The organism is Actinophytocola sp. KF-1 (assembly GCF_054661535.1).
Genome location: NZ_BAAFVK010000005.1, coordinates 524,933 through 542,424, shown reverse-complemented (window position 1 = coordinate 542,424; position 17,492 = coordinate 524,933). Strand labels below are relative to the sequence as shown.

General features: G+C 70.6%; 15 protein-coding genes and 1 pseudogene. 10 read left to right on the top strand and 6 right to left on the bottom strand.

The window, feature by feature from the left end:
- Positions 1 to 35: 35 nt before the first annotated feature.
- Positions 36 to 731: a hypothetical protein gene (locus ACYQ77_RS18305; protein WP_459712817.1), complete on the bottom strand. Its 696-nt coding sequence runs from the start codon at positions 729 to 731 to the stop codon at positions 36 to 38.
- 75 nt (positions 732 to 806) lie between these two features.
- Between ACYQ77_RS18305 and ACYQ77_RS18300 the strand changes: the two genes are divergently transcribed.
- Both ACYQ77_RS18300 and ACYQ77_RS18295 read left to right on the top strand, forming a co-directional pair.
- The gene (locus ACYQ77_RS18300) at positions 807 to 1,382 is read left to right on the top strand and encodes a sigma-70 family RNA polymerase sigma factor (protein WP_459712814.1); all 576 of its coding nucleotides are present in this window, start codon (positions 807 to 809) and stop codon (positions 1,380 to 1,382) included.
- A 626-nt stretch (positions 1,383 to 2,008) separates the two neighbouring features.
- Entirely contained in the window at positions 2,009 to 3,124 is a 1,116-nt protein-coding gene (locus ACYQ77_RS18295; RefSeq protein ID WP_459712812.1) for a sensor histidine kinase, read from the top strand.
- Between the two features lie 1,032 nt (positions 3,125 to 4,156).
- Here the strand turns inward: ACYQ77_RS18295 and ACYQ77_RS18290 are convergent.
- The 3 genes from ACYQ77_RS18290 to ACYQ77_RS18280 form a co-directional block, all read right to left on the bottom strand.
- Positions 4,157 to 4,762 carry a response regulator transcription factor gene (locus tag ACYQ77_RS18290; RefSeq protein ID WP_459712810.1) on the bottom strand — a complete coding sequence of 202 codons (606 nt, stop codon included), beginning with the start codon at positions 4,760 to 4,762 and terminating at the stop codon, positions 4,157 to 4,159.
- A gap of 158 nt (positions 4,763 to 4,920) precedes the next feature.
- Positions 4,921 to 6,360: a SagB/ThcOx family dehydrogenase gene (locus tag ACYQ77_RS18285; protein ID WP_459712808.1), complete on the bottom strand. Its 1,440-nt coding sequence runs from the start codon at positions 6,358 to 6,360 to the stop codon at positions 4,921 to 4,923.
- A 50-nt stretch (positions 6,361 to 6,410) separates the two neighbouring features.
- Complete coding sequence (locus ACYQ77_RS18280) at positions 6,411 to 8,729, bottom strand: TOMM precursor leader peptide-binding protein (RefSeq protein WP_459712806.1); 2,319 nt, start codon at positions 8,727 to 8,729, stop codon at positions 6,411 to 6,413.
- 308 nt (positions 8,730 to 9,037) lie between these two features.
- On the opposite strand from ACYQ77_RS18280, the gene ACYQ77_RS18275 reads away from it, so the two are divergent.
- The 6 genes and pseudogenes from ACYQ77_RS18275 (at position 9,038) to ACYQ77_RS18250 (ending at position 14,930) form a co-directional block, all read left to right on the top strand.
- On the top strand, positions 9,038 to 10,042 hold the full coding sequence (locus ACYQ77_RS18275) for an AfsR/SARP family transcriptional regulator (RefSeq protein WP_459712804.1): 1,005 nt from the start codon (positions 9,038 to 9,040) through the stop codon (positions 10,040 to 10,042).
- A 54-nt stretch (positions 10,043 to 10,096) separates the two neighbouring features.
- Positions 10,097 to 10,654 carry an FcoT family thioesterase gene (locus ACYQ77_RS18270; RefSeq protein WP_459712802.1) on the top strand — a complete coding sequence of 186 codons (558 nt, stop codon included), beginning with the start codon at positions 10,097 to 10,099 and terminating at the stop codon, positions 10,652 to 10,654.
- Between the two features lie 31 nt (positions 10,655 to 10,685).
- Positions 10,686 to 12,254, top strand: coding sequence for a fatty acid--CoA ligase (locus tag ACYQ77_RS18265; RefSeq protein ID WP_459712799.1), 1,569 nt, complete (start codon positions 10,686 to 10,688; stop codon positions 12,252 to 12,254).
- Positions 12,255 to 12,317: 63 nt separating this feature from the next.
- Entirely contained in the window at positions 12,318 to 12,806 is a 489-nt protein-coding gene (locus ACYQ77_RS18260) for a hypothetical protein (protein WP_459712797.1), read from the top strand.
- Between the two features lie 77 nt (positions 12,807 to 12,883).
- A complete protein-coding gene (locus ACYQ77_RS18255; RefSeq protein ID WP_459712795.1) occupies positions 12,884 to 14,035 on the top strand; it encodes an NAD(P)/FAD-dependent oxidoreductase in 1,152 nt (383 codons plus the stop codon).
- 11 nt (positions 14,036 to 14,046) lie between these two features.
- Positions 14,047 to 14,930, top strand: a pseudogene (locus ACYQ77_RS18250) (RNA polymerase sigma-70 factor).
- Here ACYQ77_RS18250 and ACYQ77_RS18245 read toward each other — a convergent pair.
- Together ACYQ77_RS18245 and ACYQ77_RS18240 are read right to left on the bottom strand one after the other, a co-directional pair.
- Complete coding sequence (locus ACYQ77_RS18245) at positions 14,923 to 15,075, bottom strand: DUF397 domain-containing protein (protein ID WP_459712794.1); 153 nt, start codon at positions 15,073 to 15,075, stop codon at positions 14,923 to 14,925. The pseudogene ACYQ77_RS18250 and the gene ACYQ77_RS18245 overlap by 8 nt on opposite strands.
- Positions 15,072 to 15,905 (bottom strand): helix-turn-helix domain-containing protein, encoded by an 834-nt coding sequence (locus tag ACYQ77_RS18240; protein WP_459712792.1) that lies wholly within the window; start codon positions 15,903 to 15,905, stop codon positions 15,072 to 15,074. Before ACYQ77_RS18240 ends, ACYQ77_RS18245 begins: the two co-directional genes overlap by 4 nt.
- 170 nt (positions 15,906 to 16,075) lie before the next feature.
- Here ACYQ77_RS18240 and ACYQ77_RS18235 point away from each other — a divergent pair, with 170 nt between their 5' ends.
- Complete coding sequence (locus ACYQ77_RS18235) at positions 16,076 to 16,954, top strand: hypothetical protein (protein WP_459712790.1); 879 nt, start codon at positions 16,076 to 16,078, stop codon at positions 16,952 to 16,954.
- Entirely contained in the window at positions 16,948 to 17,415 is a 468-nt protein-coding gene (locus ACYQ77_RS18230) for a hypothetical protein (RefSeq protein WP_459712789.1), read from the top strand. Before ACYQ77_RS18235 ends, ACYQ77_RS18230 begins: the two co-directional genes overlap by 7 nt.
- Positions 17,416 to 17,492: the final 77 nt, after the last annotated feature.

The window sequence follows — 17,492 nt, the reverse complement described above, 5'->3', positions numbered from 1 at the left end:
CGTGCACCGCGTGCGGGCCCCGCGGCGAATTCCGCTCACGCGGCCTTTGTGGGTTTGGTCAGCGGAATTGCCAGGCGCATGCGGCCGGCCGGGCCGTCGTGGGTGTCCCTGGTGCGCGTGACCGTGCTCGCGGGCGGCACCGGGACGCGGTGCGGTGGCGTCATCCTGGCGAGCAGGACGACCAGCACGAGCCCGGCGGCGGACAGCAGGTAGGACAGGACGCCGCTCGCGTGGCCGGTCAGGTGCCCCCACGACAGGACGCCGACGAACGTGCCGAGCAGCGGGACCAGCCCCGCGGGCGGTGAGCGGCGCGCGGCGACGGCGCCGAACGCGGCCGCCAGCGCGAGCTGCCACGCCGCGGTCTCGTAGGCACCGGTGCCGGCGAGTGCGAAGAGGGCCGTCGTGCCCTGTGCGGCGCCGACCGCGCCGAGGGCGACGCGCAACCTCGTGGACGGCGCCTGCGCGCCCGCCGGAACCCGCGCCAGCACGGCGTCGGTGACGTCCGGCCACGCGACCGCGGCCGTGGTCCTGGTCCGCCGGGTGATGAACGCGGCGTTGTCGTACCAGGTGGCGCAGTCGGCGCAGTGCTCGAGGTGGCGGTCGGCGGGCAGCCGCGTGTCCTCCGGCCCCTCCTCGTCGTCGAGGCGGGCCGACAGGGCTTCTCGGTATTCTTCGCAGTCCACGTACCAGTAGTCGGTGATTTCCGGCCGCCGGTTCCAGCGGGTCTTCAATTCGGGGCACGATCTTCGCTGGAGCCGTGATCGCATTCGTTCTTTCGTGCCATTCCGGTGGCTATCGTCCATTTCATGTCGGAGTTGGCGACGGATGACCGCATCACGGAATTGGCGCTCGCGGCCGGCCGCGGCGACCGGGACGCCGCGAATGCGTTCATCCGGAGTACGCAGCGTGACGTCTGGCGGTTTCTCGTGTACCTCGCCGGTCCGTCGGAGGCCGAGGACCTCACGCAGGAGACGTTCGTGCGCGCGCTCGGCGCCGCGCACCGGTTCACGGCGCGCAGCCACGCGCGCACGTGGCTGCTCGCCATCGCCCGCCGGGTGGCGGCCGACCACTTCCGCGCGGCGTCCGTCCGGCCCAAGATAGCCGCCGACCAGGACTGGCAGGCCGCCGCCGAGCAGCGCGGGGCCACCGGTCAGCCCGGGCTCGACGAGACCGTGTCGATCAACCTGGCGGTCCGGACCCTGCCCGACGACCGGCGGGACGCGTTCGTGCTGACGCAGGTGCTCGGCCTCGGGTACGCGGAGGCGGCGCAGGTGTGCGGCTGTCCTGTCGGGACCATCCGGTCGCGGGTCGCGCGGGCCCGCAGGGAGCTGGTCGAGGCGCTGGGCCTCGGTCTGCGCCAGGCACCCGCCGCGGGCCCGTGACGCATCCGGCGTAGTGCGTTCGCTCGTTCGTCACACCAGGTGACAGCGCTCCCGAAGAGCATGGTGCCGGTGTCTTGACAAGCGTCAAAACGGTGTGGAATCGTACCGCGCAGGTATGGGGGCCTAATTTGACTTGCTCAAATGTGGCAGCGATTCCAGGTTGAGCACGCAATCAATTAGCCCAAGCGATGTGTTGTTCGACTATTCTCTCCAGTAGCATGTGATTTCTACGTGTTTCCGTGGCAGTGCGGTGAGGATCGGGTGTGGGCGGCATGACGATCGGGACCGAGGCCGGGACGGCGGGAGGTGAGCCGCGGGGCGGCGGCTCACGGCAGCGCCGACGACCCGGCGATGACCCCTGTCGTCGACCCGCCGGGAGCACCCTCCGGGGAGACTCACCTCCCGTGCCCGGTGGGCATGGCGGAGGCACGTGTGTGACGGGGATTCCTTCGGGTGCAAGGAGTTAGGCTCGTGTACGAACCACGTTCGCTGCAACATCACCGGCTCGTCGACGAGGACATACACGGCCTCGCCGGTCCCTCGGGCACACCCCGATTACGGTAACGGCACCGGGGCACGCCGTGGAATCGTCCCCCGTACCCGTGACGTCGGAAGTCGACAGAACCGTGTCGTTCCCCGCGCCGCGCCTCGCGGTCGGCGTGGTGACCGCGGTCTTCGTCAGCATCAGTCTCATCGGGTTCCTGCACGTGCTGTTCCTGCCGATCGGCGTCGGCGAGATCGTGCTGTCGTTCGCCTGCATCGTGGCGCTGCTGGTCATGCAGTTGTTGTGGTACGGCCGATCGACGTCGCCGGTGCGGTCCAAGATCGGCTACGGCATGCTCGCCGCGCAGGCGTGCCTGGTGTACCTGCCCATCCTGATCTTCGGTCAGGCGTGGGTCGGCATGCCGGGCTTCCTCGCGGGCAGTGTGCTGCTGGTGCTGCGCCCGATCGCGGCGTGGACGTCGTTCTGCGCGATCGTCGCCAGCATGGGCTTCGCCCAGCTGCAGTTCACCGGGGCGCCGGTGGACATCCTGTACACGTCGATCTCCACCGTGACCACGGGATTGGTCGTGTACGGCCTGTCCCGGCTGGCCGCGCTGGTCGTCGAGGTGCAGTCGACCCGTGCCGAGATCGCGCGGATGGCTGTGCTCCGTGAGCGGTTGCGCTTCGCCAGGGACCTGCACGACCTGCTCGGGTACAGCCTTTCCGCCATAACGTTGAAAATTGAACTGACGCACCGGCTGCTGGAGAAGTCCCCGCAGGAGGCGGGCGACCAGCTGCTGGAGATCCTCGAGATCTCCCGGCTCGCGCTGTCGGACGCCAGAACGGTCGCGACCGGCTACCGCGAACTGTCCCTGGAAGACGAATGCCGCTCGGCGGTGTCCGTCTTGCAGGCGGCCGACATCAGTGTCCGGCTCGACAGTGATCACACCGATCTACCGGTGCGCGTGAGCACGGTCCTGGCAACGGTTTTGCGCGAAGGTGTCACCAATTTGCTCCGACACAGCAAAGCCAAACATTGCGAGATCACGATTCGTCAAACCCAGGACCGCGCGACCCTCGAGATCGTCAACGATGACGTGCAGCCCAATCCGAAGGCGCCTCAGGATCGTGGGCGCAGCGGGTTGCACAACCTGTCGGTGCGGGCAGGCGAGATCGGCGGGACGGTGACCGTCGAGCACGAGCCCAACGAGTTCCGGCTCAAGGTCGACGTGCCGCTCCGCATGGAGCGGAAGATGTGACGCTGTTGATGAAGGACCCCTTCGTTGTGGTCGGCTTTGGGTGCGGCGGGTCGGGGCGCGGCGCGGCGGGCGCTTGCTCGGGCCGGGCGCGTGCTCGGGGGCGGGCGCTTGCTTGGGCGGGCGCTGCGCGCCCGGGCGTGCAGCGCCCGGCGCTCGCGGCATAGCCGCGGCGCGTGGGGGTTGTGCGGCGGGCCGTTCCATTGGTCGCGGCGGGTGATGAAGGGGCCTTCATCAACGTGGTGTCCTGGAAGGCGCGTTCCGGACGTGGGGCCGGGCGCTGCGCGCCCGGGCCTGCGCAGCGGGCCACCTCGCGCGGGCGAGGGCCGTGAATGAGCGGAAGGGGCCCTTCGGTGTGTTGGTGATGTCCTGAAAGCGCCCGTCAGGGCAGGGTTGCGGGCGCTGTGCGCTCGACCCACGGAGCGGGCCACCCCGTGCGGGCTAGGGGTTGAGTGCGATTCGGTGCGTTGGCGCTGTCCCGAACGCGCTTTCAGGACAGGGCGCTGCGCGCCCGGGCCTGCGCAGCAGGCCGCCCTCGTGTGGGCGAGCAGGCGTTGAGTGCGATTCGGTGTGTGGGCGCTGTCCTGAACGCGCTTTCAGGGCAGGGTTGCGGGCGCTGTGCGCCCGACCCGCGCAGCGGGCCACCCCGTGTGGGCGAGGGGCCGTTGAGTGCGATTCGGTGCGTTGGCGCTGTCCTGAACGCACTTTCAGAACAGGGGCGCGGGCGCTGCGCGCCCGGGCCCGCGCAGCGGGCCGCCCCATCGATGGCTGAGCAAGCGCGGCGACCCGTGAGACAGGTGAGCCGGACGCGAAGCGTCCACCAAGGTCACCCCGTCCACAGCCGAGCCGCCGGAACGGCGGCGGCCTCCGGCCCCCGAAAACCAGCTTACCGGCCACCACCGACAGAACCGGCCGACCAAGGCGCAACCATCCACAGGTCGAGCAACCATCCACAGGCGACAGACCACCGGCCCGAGAATGTCGGTGTCCCATGGCAGGCTGGCTACCGGGGGCCGGAGGCCGACCCCCGAAAGATCACAGCCACCCGGCTTCGCGGGCGATGCGGATGGCGTCCACCCTGTTGCGGGCGGCGAGCTTCCCGATCACGGTCGTCAGGTAGTTGCGCACGGTCCCGACCGACAGGAACAGCCGCGACGCGATGTCGACCGCCTGCAGGCCTTCGGCGGTCAGTCGCAGCACCTCGGTCTCCCGGGCGGTGAGCGGGCACTCGGCGCTGTCCCACGCCGCCATCGCGAGCTGGGAGTCCACGACCCGCTGGCCGGCGGCGACACTCCGGATGGCGTCGGCGAGCTGGGCGGGGGGTGCGTCCTTCAACAAGAATCCGGTGACCTTGGCCGACAGCGCCCGGCGGAGATTGCCGGGCCTGCCTAAACCGGTGAGGATGAGGGTTCTGATCTCCGGCAGGTGCTCGTGGATCTCGCCGACGGCCGTCAGCCCGTCCTTGCCCGGGAGGTCGATGTCGACCACCGCCACGTCGGGCCTGAACTTCTGGGCCGTGGGCAGGATGTCGGTGCCGTTGGAGACCTCGGCCACCACCTCGATGTCGGGCTCGAGGTTCAGCAGCGCGACAAGTGCCCCGCGGACCATGTGCATGTCCTCGGCCAGCATGACCTTGATCATTCGCGGATGTACCTCCGAGCTGCCCGATTCGCCCTGTGTTGTATCACGTCGCCGTACGGGTATGCAGTAATCATTATCCGGTTCGTGGCGGCTGTTCTCGCCCGTTCGGCGCAACCGGTGTGGCCCGCCACTCCTCGCGTTCGCCCAGGTGCGTTCCGTCATTGGTCTGTCCTCGGTAATCCGATCACGAACTCGCCGACGCTGACTTCGGCGGGCCAGTCGAGGCCGAACGCCGTCGTCGCGGTCTCGCTGTCGCCCGTCGCCACGGCGCACGGGGCCAGGCCCAGCATCGTGGCGACGAGGTACAGGGTCTGCTGCAGCACCCCGACGTGCTTGAGCGTGGTCGCGTACGCGATGGCGTCGTACACCCACGACAGCCGCCCCATCCTGGCCGTCATGGTGATGAGCACCGGCGGCCTGCGCCGCGCCCCCATCAACACCATGGCGCTGTCCAGCAGCTCGTCGGCGTGCGCGGCGTCCGCGTTGACGAGCGTCAGCGCGTGCCCCTCCGGGTCGTAGTGGTAGCTGCCGCGCGGCAGCCCGTCACTGCGGTCCACGGTCAGGTACAGGTCCAGCTCGTACAGCGACCCCGCACTCGGGTACGGGCGCGCCGACACCGGGTACCGCACGCCGCCGGCGCCGACCGCCTCGGTCTGCGACCGGACGCGCGCCGCCCGGAACAGCAGCTCGCCGAGCTGCCGCGCGGACGGGCCCTCGTCGGCGAACTCGCGGACCGAGTGCCGCCGCTCCACGGCCTGCGTCAGCGTCATCTCGTCCGGCGCGCCGGCCAGGTCCGGCCGGTACAGCGGGAACCGCTCACCCGACGGCACCGGCCGCACCACCGGCAGCGGCGCCAGGTCGGGGGAGTTGCGGAACACCGCGCCCGCGGCGTCGTCGTGCCTGCCGAGCCTGCTGCGGGAGTGGAACAGCAGGTCGTGCGGGGACCAGATGCGCAGCTCGGGGTCGGTGTCCTCGGCGAACACGGCCCGCCCGCCGACCACCTCGCCGGTCACGACCATGCCGGTGGCCACGAGGTAGCCGAGGATCTCGGTGGTCAGCTGCCGCGTCACGTTGATGCTGTGCGCGATGTCGTGTGCCGTCGTCGCCCGGCCGAGGGTGCCGACCACCCACGTCGTCAGCGGCCGGTGCAGGACCACCCGATGGTGTGACAGCGGCGACTCGACCACCAGCTCGCCGCCGTCCTCCCGGACGACCGCGAACCGGGACAGCCGGACCGGCAGGTCCTCGTCGAGGTCCGGCGGTTCCAGCACCTCGCCCGGCGCCAGCGGCACCGCAGACAGCAGCGGTGTCGCCGTCTCCTGCAGGCCCAGGGACCGCACGACGCACCCCGGCAACCGCATGAACACCTCGCGCAGGTCGTCGCGGTCGAGGTCGTCGACGTTCGTGAGCGCGACCGGGCCCAGCGTCATCCGGTAGAGGCTGTCCACGATCGCCGGTGCGGGTGAGTCCACCCGCACGTCACCCCAACGAGTCAGCACGACCAGGCTGCCGCCCACAACCGGTTCGATGACCACGTCGTCCCTGAAGGACCACAGGGCAAGGCTCACGCCGGGGGGAGCGCCGGGATCCGATGGCACTTGTCGCTCCTCGGTGTGCGTGCACACGCCGCCCGCGTAATACATCACGATCACACGAATAGGGGGATCGGGTTCAGCCGTTCGTACGGCGTCGGGGCGGTGAGCCTGCCGAGCCGCACGGGAACGTCGAACAACCGGCCGGGTGCGAACCGCGCCCAGAAGCCACGCATGCCGGGCACGATCGCCTTCACCACGGGTAGCCCGACGTCCGGGCGGGTCTGGTCGAGGACCATGACGTCGAGTCCCAGGCCTGCCAGCCGCCCCGTGACCGCGGTGATGTCCTCGTGGAGGTCCGTGGTCGGGACGTGCCGGTAGTCGGCTGGTGTGCGTGGCCGTACCGCGGGATCCGGCCGCAGGTACGGCATGCCGTCCCAGGTGGCGGTACGCCACCAGTGCACGGCGTCCGGGTCGGACCAGTCGTAGTCTCCACCGTCACCGGCAGCGACGACGGCGGGCATCAACTGGTTCATCTCGGTGAGCGCACGGATGAGCGCCACCTCCGGGTCGAGATGTGCCCCGAACCCGAACATGACGTCCTCACGTGGCCCGTCAGTGCGACGAGACAGCGCGGCCATGGTCGGTATCCCAACGTCCGAGGACACGTCAAGCACCCAGACGTCGCGGTTCAGAGCCGCGTACACCGCACGCAGCTCGTCGATCCAGCGCACCCCGAAGCTGTCGAGGTCTACCCCAGGCGCTCTGGTCTGGTTGTACCACCACAGCGCGACGGCGTCTCGCTCGACCACCTCCAACAGCCCCTGCAGCAACGCGTCCTCGACGCTGCTGCCCGCCGCGTTGCCGTTCGAGTCGGCCGACAGGGAACCGCCTCCGCCCAGCTCAGCGGGCACGTCGAAGTACAGCATCCCGGTCGGCAGCAGGCGGTGCCGCTGCTCGGTGAGCGACCACACCGGCGTCCAGGAGGTCACCGCGTCCTCGTCGAACGGGTCGCACACGTACTGGAACGACGAGTGGGCCGCGTTCCACTCCGCGCGGTTCGCGTACTGCCGTTCGTCGAACAGCAGGCAGTCGTTCGGGTGCACGGCCTCGTCGCGCAGCCGCGCGTAGCTGCCGACGACCCGTTCCTCGTCGCCGTGGAAGTAGGCGCTGTGCCGTTCGATCGCCTCGCACAGCGCGCTCACCTTGCCGTGCAGCGGGGTGATGCCCTTGCCGCCGTTCTCGGCGCGGGCCGAGCGCATGTGCTCGAAGTGCCTGCGCACGTTCAGGGCGAGGTTCGGGCCCGCGCGGAAGGAGTTGAAGAACGACGGGCCCCTGGTGTCCTTGGTGATCTCCTTGAGCACGCCGGTGACCGGGCTGATCAGGTGCTCGTACCTGGCGAGCACCTCCTCCGGCGGCATCGCCCGGTGGCCGCCGCCGGAGCGGCTGACCTTCGCCACGTGCCCGATCGTGACGGGCTTGCGCGCCTGCCTGCTCATCAGCTCCGGGTCGCCGCAGGACGGGCACTGCGGGCGGCGGCGCAGTTCGTGGCGGCGGCCCTGCAGGTCGAGGCTGTCGAGGGTCCACACCGCGCGCTGGCTCTCGCCGCGCATGCCCGCCACCCACTTGACCGCCTCCAGCGCGACCAGGTTCAGCGCGGCCGCGCCCAGCGGGGGCAGCGACACCGCGGGCGGCATGAGCGGGACGTCCCGGTCGACGAGCGCGCGCAGGTGGGTCTCGGCCTGGCGGTGGCCGCGCAGCCGGTGGGCGAGGCAGTGCCAGCACGCCTGCTCCGGCTGCCCGAACACCGGGCCGATCCACACCTGCGTGCCGCCGGGTTTCGCGAGCAGCCACGGCCGGCCTGCCGCGCGGTGCAGCGCGTCGACGCGGGGGAGCCGGGTGTCGAGGTAGTCCTCGCACAGGACGACGGACAGGGCCGCGTCGTCGGCGAGGTGGTCGGGGCTGCCGGGCACGGTGGTCAGGCCCGCGGCGCGCAACGCGGCCGTGGCGCCGTCGGCGTCGACGCCGTCCCCGGCGCCGTCGTCGGCGGGCAGGAAGATGGTCGAGACGGTGGTGTGCCGCAGGGTGTGCACGACCGAGGACGGGTCCATCCCGGCGGCCTCCCAGTAGGCGAGGGCGGGCGGGTCGATGTCCTCCACGGGCTCGCGCAGCGACACCAGACCCGCGTCGACGAGGCGGGTGACGACCGAGCCCGCCTCGGCGAGGGTGAGCCCCTCGGGGATGTCGCGGCACAGTCCGGCCAGGTCACGGGTGCCGTCGAGCAGCGGGGCCAGCGCCTCCACGTGCGCGCCCGCGACGGACGTCGCGTCCCGCTCGGAGAGCAGGTACACGGCTTCCCCGGCGACCACGTGTGCCCGAAGGTGGCGCTTGAAGCCGATCCGTAACCCGCTCTCCTTGCTTGAGGTGGTGGTCATCGCTCCTCCTCGCACTAGTCCTGCGCTTGAGCCTCGCTCGCACCCAAGCGTGCGTCGCGCGCGTAGTACTGGACAAGTGCACCTCTCATGTGCTGCACCTCCGTTACTCACTGCCCATTTATGACGCCGTCACTATCGGCGAGGGCCTGTGCCGGAATACCGTGAGATGTCCTGATATCCATGTTCAACGATCGTCGCATCCTGCCGGGACTATCCCGCTGGCACACCCCGCCGGCGGCGGAAAGTGCGGTGGATCTGGCTGATTGCGAGGTCCCGAAATGGTCACCAAATTAGACGCACTGGGAACGATGACCCACGAGGAGAAGCTCGCCCTCCTCGCGACCCTGTTGGAATCGACGTCGCAGCCCGAGCCGGACGAGGACGCGGCCGCGGAGGCGTCGGCGCTCGTGCGTCCGCGCAACGAGGGCAACCCGCTCGCCGACCTGCGGTTCGAGCTGCTCGGCCCGCTGGTCATCCGGCACGGGGACCTCGACGTGGCGCCGAGCGCGCCGAAGCTGCGGCTGATCCTGTCCACGTTGCTGTTCAACGCCAACAAGCCCGTCGGCGCCTCGGTGCTGGCCCGCGAGCTGTGGAGCGACGGCGCGCCGCGCACGGCGCACTCGACGCTGCAGACGTACATGTTCAAGCTGCGCAGGCTCTTCCGCGCCGTGCTCGGCCTGTCGGTGGAGTACATCACCCGGGAGGTCCTGCAGACCTGTTCGGGTGGCTACGTGCTGCGCGTGGACCCCAGCCAGCTCGACATCACCGAGTTCGACCAGCTCGTCACGGCGGGCTCGGCCGCGATGCACGCCGGTGACTACGAGAAGGCCGCCAACGACCTGCGCCGCTCGCTGGCGCTGTGGCGTGGCAACGTCGTCCACCATGGACAGTGGGGCACCCTGCTGCGCGCGCAGGTCGCGCGGCTGGAGGAACGCCGCTTCTACGCCCACACCACGAGGATCGACGCGGACCTGTGCCTCGGGCGGCACCGCGAGATGATCAGCGAGCTGGCGTCGCTGGTCGTGGAGCACCCGCTGCACGAGTCGGCGCACACGATGCTGATGATCGCGCTGTACCGCGCGGGCAGGGCGTCGGCCGCGCTGGAGGTCTACATGCGCTTCCGGCAGCGGATGCTGCACGAGCTGGGCATCGAGCCGTCGGACCGGATCCGCGCGCTGCACATGGCGCTGCTGTCCACCGACCCGCTGCTGTCCGACCGCTCGCTGACGTCCGACATGCTGCTCGACCGCCTGGTGCGGCCGGGTGCGCAGCCCCGTCGACGGGAGAATTCGTCCGCTGTTACCGGTGGATGACCCCCGCACATTACGGTCGAAACCGAATCGCGGTGGCGCGCCGAGGAGGAAATGATGACGGTATTGCCGAGCAAGAATTCCGGCGAAATCAACTTCGCCAACGACCCGGAACTGCTTTCGGACGTACTGCGCCCCTACGCGCGCCCGAAGACCCAGTACCTGAAGTCGGCGACGGTGACGGTGTCGGGCGATCTGGCGAGCGCGGAGGGCCGGTTCTCCATCCCCTTCCCCTGCTACATCGACGACACCGGTCACCTGAACGCGGTCGAGGTCACGATCTGCTTCAACCAGCTGATGTACTACCTGATCGCCAAGTGCGTGCAGGAGCGCTCGCTGGCCGCGTTCGACGCGTGGACGATGGAGGACTACTGGGCCAAGCAGCTGCCGGACATCCTGATCGCGCGGTACGCCAGCAGCTTCAAGCGCCCGATCGACTCGGCGGACTTCTTCGGTGAGGTGTCCTTCGCCGGGTTCACCGAGACCAACCGCAGCCGGCCGGTGCTGAGGGTCGACATGCCGTACCGGTTCTGGGACGCCAACGGCGGCTACGCCGAGGGCGAGGTGGGCATGGCGCTGGTCGACCCGCCGGGCATGAGCGTGCGCGCGGCCTGACCTGATCTCTTTCGCACTACAGGAGGACATCGTGGCACCCCAGTTGCGCACGCTCGTCGACGTCGCGCGCACCCACGCGGCCAAGCAGCCGGACGCGATCGCGATGATCTGCGAGGGCCGCCGGATCGACTACGCGACGCTGCACCGGGTGAGCAACCAGGTCGCGCACGCGCTGGCCGCGTCCGGGGTCCGCGCGGGTGACCGCGTCGCGTACCTGGGCAAGGAGTCCGAGCACTACTACGAGCTGCTGTTCGGCGCGGCGAAGTGCGGTGCGGTGCTGGTGCCGATCAACTGGCGGCTCGCCGCCGACGAGGTCGACCACATCCTGCGCGACTCCGGCACCGCGGTGCTGTTCGCGGACACGGCCGCGGAGGCGGTGGCCGACCGGCTCGCGCCGGAGCTGCCGAAGCTGACGAAGGTCGTGCGGCTGGACGAGCCGGGCGCGCCCGGCGCCGGGTTCACGACGTGGCTGGACGGTCAGCCGGACACGAACGTGCTCGCGCGCGTCACGCCGGACACGCCGCTCGTGCAGATGTACACCAGCGGCACGACCGGGCTGCCGAAGGGCGTCGTGCTGGGGCACCGCAGCTTCTTCGCGGTGCGCAACGCGCTCGCCGAGGCGGGGGAGAAGTGGATCGACTTCTACCCCGAGGACGTCAGCCTGATCGGCATGGCGGGCTTCCACATCGGCGGCATCTGGTGGGCGAACCAGGGCTTCGCGGCGGGCGCCACCAACGTCGTGATGCGCGAGTTCACCACGGCGGGCGCGGTCGAGCTGATCAGGACGCTCGGCGTGACCACGGCGTGCCTGGTGCCGGCGATGATGCGGCTGCTGCTCACCGAACCGGGCGTGACGAAGGACGACTTCACCACCCTGCGCAAGATCATCTACGGTGGCGCGCCGATCTCGGCGGGGCTGCTCGCCCGGTGCGTCGAGGGCTTCGGCTGCGAGTTCGCGCAGATCTACGGCCTGACGGAGACCGGCAACACCGCCGTGTGCCTGCCGCCCGCCGACCACACGCCGGACAGCGGCCGCATGCAGGCCGCGGGCCGCGCGTACCCGGGCTTCGGGCTGAAGGTCGCGGACTCGGCGGGCAACCCGCTGCCGCCCGGCGAGATCGGCGAGGTGTGGCTGAAGACGCCCGCGGCGATGCTCGAGTACTGGAACCTGCCGGAGGCAACGGCGAAGACCCTGGTCGATGGCTGGGTCGTCACCGGTGACGCGGGCGTGCTGGACGAGGACGGTTACCTGTTCATCCGCGACCGCATCAAGGACATGATCATCGTCGCGGGCGAGAACGTGTACCCGGCGGAGATCGAGAACGTCATCGGGCGGCACCCGAAGGTCGCCGAGTCGGCCGTCGTCGGTGTGCCGGACGAGCGGTGGGGCGAGATCGTCCACGCGTTCGTGGTGCCGGTCGAGGGCGAGACGCTGACGGAGCGGGAGCTGGCGCTGTTCCTGAAGGGCAAGCTGGCGACGTTCAAGCAGCCGCTGCGGTACGAGTTCATCGACAAGGTGCCGAGGAACCCGAGCGGCAAGATCCTGCGCCGTGAGCTGCGGGAACGCTTCTGGGAAGGCCACGAACGCCGCGTGAGCTGAGACATGCCGTGGAAGGCGCTTCCGGTACGCCCGGAAGCGCCTTCCACCGCTTGAGGAGTAGTCATGGGGCGGTTCGGTTCCGTGCTGTTGACCGGGTTCCTCGCGGGGCCGTCGACCGCCGCGCCCGTCGGGCTCGCCCTGCGGCTGCCCGCGTGGGCGACCGTGCTCGCCGTGTCGGCGGGCGCGTGGGCGAGCTTCGTCATCGCGTTGTTCGCCATGGAGTGGGTGCGCGGGCTGCGGCGCTACCGGCCCCGCTTCCTCCGGTACACGCTCACCGCGCGCCTGATCCGCCGTCGCCGTGCCCGTGCCAACGACCCCGAACGGCAGGCGGCCCGGTTGGAGAAGGCACGCCGGATGCTGACGCGGTTCGGGCCGGCCGGGTTCGGGTTGGTCGGGCCCGCGTTGTTCGGGACGTGGGTGTCCGCGGTGCTCGGGTCCGCGCTGGGGCTTGCCCGTCAGCGGTTGCTGGTGTGGCTGGTGGTGGGCGCGACCGTGTGGAGCGCCATCCTGGTGCTGGCCTCGCACACCGTGCTGGGCTGGCTCTTCACCTGAGTGGGCTGCCTCACACCGTGTCAGGAACCGTGGGGCTGCGGTGTCTTGTGCTCGACCCCTCGAGCGAAGGAGACACCATGGGCACCGATGTGGTCGTGATCGGCGGCGGGTACGCCGGGGTCATGGCGGCCAACCGGCTCACGCGGCGGGACGACGTGACCGTCACCCTGATCAACCCGCGCACGAGCTTCGTCGAGCGGGTCCGGCTGCACCAGCTGGTGGGCGGGTCGGACGACGCGCTCGTCGAGTACGGCGACGTGCTCGCCGACCGGGTGCGGCTGGTCGTCGGCACCGTGACCGGGATCGACGCGCCCGCCCGCGTCCTCACGCTGGAGAACGGCGGCCCCGTCGGCTACGACTACCTCGTCTACGCCGTCGGCAGCGGCAGCGCCGCGACCCCCGGGTTCGCCCACGGCACCGCGAGCCTGGAGGAGGCCCTGCGGCTGCGGTCCGTCCTCGACGACACGCCGCTGAGCGCACCCGTGACCGTGGTCGGTGCCGGACCGCTCGGCATCGAGGTGGCCGCCGAGCTGGGGGAGCTGGGCCGGGCGGTGACGTTGGTCGGACCGCTCGGGCCCTACCTGCACCCGCGCGGCAGGCGGTCCGTCGCCAAGGGGCTCGCGAAGCTCGGGGTGACCGTCCTGGACGCCGCGACCGTGACCGAGGTGCGCCGCGACACCGTGCGGCTCGACGACGGCCGGGTCCTGCCCAGCGACGTGACGATCTGGACCGCCGGTTTCGGTGTCCCGGACCTCGCCCGCCGCAGCGGGTTGCGCACCGACGCCGTCGGCCGCCTGCTCACCGACGACACCCTGACCAGCGTCGACGACGACCGCATCGTCGCGACCGGGGACGCGGCCGCCCCCTCGGCCGCGCCGATGCGGATGAGCTGCCAGGCCGCGCTGCCGCTGGGCTCCCACGCCGCCGACACGGTGCTCAGCCGGATCGCGGGGAACGAGCCCGCCGACTTCACCCGGGGCATCGGCGCCATGTGCGTCAGCCTCGGCCGCAAGGAGGGTGTCTTCCAGTTCGCCCGCTTCGACGACACCGCCATTCCGCTGCACGTGCCCGGCCGGCTCGGCGCGAAGCTCAAGGAGGCCGCGTGCGAGAGCCCGGTCAAGCAGATGGCGGCGGAGGCGCGCAAGCCCGGTTCGCACAGGTGGCCGGTCAAGGACGGGAAGCGGGCGCGGCGCGTCGAGGAGAGGCGCGGCGCCGCCGCGGCCGTGTGAGGATCGCCGGCATGGGTGACCGGGCGACCGAGGCGTTCCTCGCCCACCGCAACCTGCTGTTCGTCGTCGCCTACGAGCGCTCGGCTCGGCGGCCGACGCGGAGGACGTCCTGCAGGAGACGTGGTTGCGGTGGGCGGCGGTCGACGTGGACGAGGTGCGTGACGAACGCGCGTACCTCGTCCGCGTCACCACCCGGCAGGCGCTGAACCGGTTGCGGTCGGTGCGGCGCCGCAGGGAGGCGTACGTCGGGCCGTGGCTGCCGGAGCCGTTGCTCACCGCGCCGGACGTCGCCGAGGACGTCGAGCTGGCGGAGAGCATGTCGATGGCGCTCATGCTCGTGCTGGAGACGCTGTCGCCGACCGAGCGGGCGGTCTTCGTGCTGCGCGAGGCGTTCGGCATCGGCTACGACGACATCGCCGAGGCCCTCGACAAGACCCCGGCCGCCGTGCACCAGATCGCGCACCGGGCGCGCAGGCACGTCGAGGCGCGGCGGCCGAGGGAGGCCGTGTCACCGAGCCGGACGAGGGCCGCGGTGGCGGCGTTCCAGCGGGCACTCGAGACCAGGGACCTGCAGGGGCTGCTCGACGTGCTCGCCCCGGACGTGGTCGCGATCAGCGACGGCGGTGGCGTCAAGCAGGCGGCGCCGCGGCCCGTCACGGGGGCGGGGAAGGTGAGCCGCTTCATGCTCGGCGGTCTCGCGAAGCACGAGACCACGTTCACCGCGACGCCCGTCGTGGTCAACGGCAACCCCGCGCTGGTGTTGAGCGTCGACGGCCGGCTCGACGGGGTGCTCGCGGTGCGGGTGGCGGGGGACCGGATCGCCGGGCTGTACTACGTGCGCAACCCGGCGAAGCTCGCCCACGTCGAGTCGGACACGCCGCTCACGCTCACCTGACGTGCGTGACGAGACTCCGCACCGCGCCCCGGCTCACGGACAGGACCGCGGCGGGGGACTTGCTGTCCCGGAGAGCTTGAAGATCGCTGCGGACCTCCACACAGTCGCCGCCCGAACCTGAGCGGCTCGACTTGCGCCACGTCATCGAATCTCCTTCACAAGCGACCGAAGGAAGGTTGAGCTTTCCTGGGTGGAAAGCGCCAGCTGGTTCAACAGGTCGACTCTCGTGGTGTAGAGCTTAGCTTGATCGTCGAACAGGTACACGCCTCCTTCGGCGACCTCGACGTTCACCACTGGCAGCGTGTTCGGGAACGTCATGTACAACCAGCTATGGCTGATTACTCCATAGGGGCGGCGTCTCGGCACGATCCGGACGCCGACACCGCGATCGCGCGCACCCACGAGGTGCTCCAACTGCTTGCGGTGGGCGTCTCGGCCGCCGAATGGGATGTACAGCGCCGCCTCATGGATGAACGCCGTGTAGTCGACATTGCCCAGGATCTTCTGGCGCATTCTCCTGGCCACCCAGCGGCGTTGGGCGGCTTCCTCGCTGATGCCGTCGGACAGCATCAGGGCCATCGCGTAGGGCTCGATCTGCAGTAGGCCAGGGACGAGCATGACAGACCAGTTGGTCAGGCTGTTCGCCTCCGCGGCGTAGCTCGCCAGGACGCCCATCTCCTCGGGCACTCCGGGGATCGGACGGTCCCACCAGCCCGCCGAGTTGTCGGCGCGCGCGTCCTCGATGATCTCCGCGCGTTCGGGGGCGGGCAGCCGGTAGGCGGTCACGATGGTCGCGACCTCCTCGCTGGTGATCTCCCGGAGCCCGTTCTCCGTGCGGGAGAGCGTCGACGGGGACCAGCCCAGCAACCGCGCCGCGTCCTCCAGCGACAGATTCGTGCGCTGCCTCCTGATCGCCCGCAGGCGCGCCCCGATGCGCCGGTTCCGTGGCCTCGGTTGCCGTCGTTCGCCGCCCACTACCTGGTCTCCTTTCCAGTGCGGAAAGGATTTTCCCTTTCCAGAAGGACATTAGCGGTCGTCCTACGTGGATTCGAGGCACGCCAACGGATTCCCCGTCATGTTCACCCGGTCGATGTCGCCGACGGCGGGTCGTGTAGAACTCACCGGTCAGGCGAGAGGCGGTGGGGATGGCCGAGGGCGAGACCCGCAACGAAGCGAAAGACGTGTCCGGCAACGTCGTGCAGGGGAGGGACTTCCACGGCGACATCCACTTCGGCGGCCGGCCGCGCGGATGGTTGTGGCCCGCCGTGTTCCTCGCCGTGTGCGTGCTGGTGGCGGGCGCGGTCTTCCTGTGGCCGGAGAAGGAGGGCGCGGGCCTGCGGGTGAGCGTCGTGCCGGTCAGGGAGCTGCCGCCGTGGGAGTTCGCGAGCAGTTCCCCGGACTACCCCGGTGCGGCACTGGCCGCGAAGCTGGCGCGGCCGTACTCGGTGAAGGACCTGGGGCTGCAGGGCGAGTTGCGCGCGGCCGGTGGCCTGCCGGTCGAGCACCAGACCGTCCGGCTGCACCTCGTCGGGCCGGACGACGGCGCGGTGCGGGTGGTGGACATCCGGCCGGTGATCCGCGGGACCGGCGCGCCCGTCGACGGCGTGCTCGTGTACGGGCGCGGCCAGGGCGCGGAGACGTCGTCGAGCCTGCACCTCTACCTCGACGACGACGTGCCCGTGGTCCAGGGGACGACGGAGGACGACATGGGGCGGCGCGTGCCCGCGGGCCCGTTCTTCCCGGGCACGACGATCAACCTCGCGAACGGGGAGACCCACGAGGTCGTGATGACGACCTTCGCGCACGACAAGAGTTACGAGTACGTGCTGGAGGTCGAGTACCAGGCCGGCACCGAGACGCGGCGGCTCACCGTCGACGACGGGGGAAAGCCGTTGCGCGTCACCGGGTTGTCGTGCGCCGCGCCCGGTCTCGCGTCCTACGGCCGGGTCTACGACCTGGTGGGGGCCGACATGTCGGTCGAACCGCTCGCCGAGGGCGCGTCCCAGAAGGAGGACCGGTGCTGAACCGCCGCACGGTGATCGTCCTGCTCGCCGGGCTCCTCATCGTCGTCGTGGCGGTGCTGGTCCGCACCGGCACCGACGACGACGAGGCGGCGCCGCCGCCCGCGACCCCCCGGTGCGGCACGGTCCAGCGGAACGACGCGACCGGCGCGCCGCTGCCCGCCGACTGGCTCGACCTCGTCACCGAGATCCACGCGGCGGCGTGCGCAGGCGACCTGCGGAAGGTCGAGTCGCACATGGGACCGCACTACGAAGGGGACCGCGGCGACGAGCTCGGCGTCAACGGCGGCGCGCCGCTGACGATCCTCGCCCAGACCCTCGAGGAACCGGGCGAGGTCGGGCAGGGCGGGCTGGTCTACTGCCACCCGCACGGCGCCAGCGTGATCTTCGCGCGGAGCGTCCCGGGCGTGGACGCCGGGTGGACCGGCTTCTGGCTGGACGACCCACGCCACGCGTGCGCCTGACGCACGGCACTCGCGAGTCGCGCTCTCCGGCACACCGAGTTGCCGGTTTCGTGCATGTCCTCAGGACCAAGATCTGC